The organism is Gordonibacter sp. (genome assembly GCF_036667095.1).
In the GTDB taxonomy this organism is placed as follows: Bacteria; Actinomycetota; Coriobacteriia; order Coriobacteriales; family Eggerthellaceae; genus Gordonibacter.
On the sequence record NZ_JAVWUP010000077.1, the window covers coordinates 1 to 687 of the forward strand.

The 687-nt window shown below is 57.5% G+C and carries 1 protein-coding gene; it reads left to right on the forward strand.

Features of this window, described 5'->3' with window-relative positions:
* Positions 1–40 precede the first annotated feature (40 nt).
* Entirely contained in the window at positions 41–658 is a 618-nt protein-coding gene (locus tag RR842_RS08245; protein WP_332729441.1) for a helix-turn-helix transcriptional regulator, read from the forward strand.
* Positions 659–687 lie beyond the last annotated feature (29 nt).

Genomic DNA, 687 nt, shown 5'->3' on the forward strand with positions numbered 1-687 from the left:
AGGCTACCGGCGATGAAGGAAGAATCCCCCGCCTTTAGGCGTGGGGAGTGTCAACCTGTTTGGCCCGGTAACGGGGGGATATCTTGCCTACGTGGTGTCCATTGCTGCACGGTTTGCGTTTTGCGTGATAACCCAGATGTTCTTCTCGCGCTACGCCGCTTCGGGACGCGCTACCGCAGTTCAGTCGTTTGGATTAGGCTGGATATTTGTGCACCTGGGCGATTTTCTGGGCGTGGTGGTCGTGGTGTTGGTGCAGGCGGGGCTTGCTGCGAGCACAATTGCTCTTGATCAGGTCGCGGCGGTGTCCATCGCGGTGCTGGTGGTGGCTACCATGTTCGTACTCAATCGCAAAAGCTTTTCACTTGAGGCCCGATCGGATAATGCGGAAACATCGGATATTGAAGATGCACACATGGTTGAGCGCGGTCGCCAGGAGGACGAAGACGAGCTGGGTAGCCGTATTCGTCTGCTTGCCGCCGACCAGGGTCTTACGCCGCGCGAGACTGAAGTGCTCGGGCTGCTCGCACGAGGGCGGTCGATTCCGTATGTGCGCGACGCGCTCTTCATTTCCAAGGAAACCGCCGCTACGCATGCCAAGCATATCTACGCCAAGCTGGGAGTGCACTCTCGCCAAGAACTTATTGATCTGGTGCATTAAGGGCTGACGACTCCGGCAAGCTATTTCAG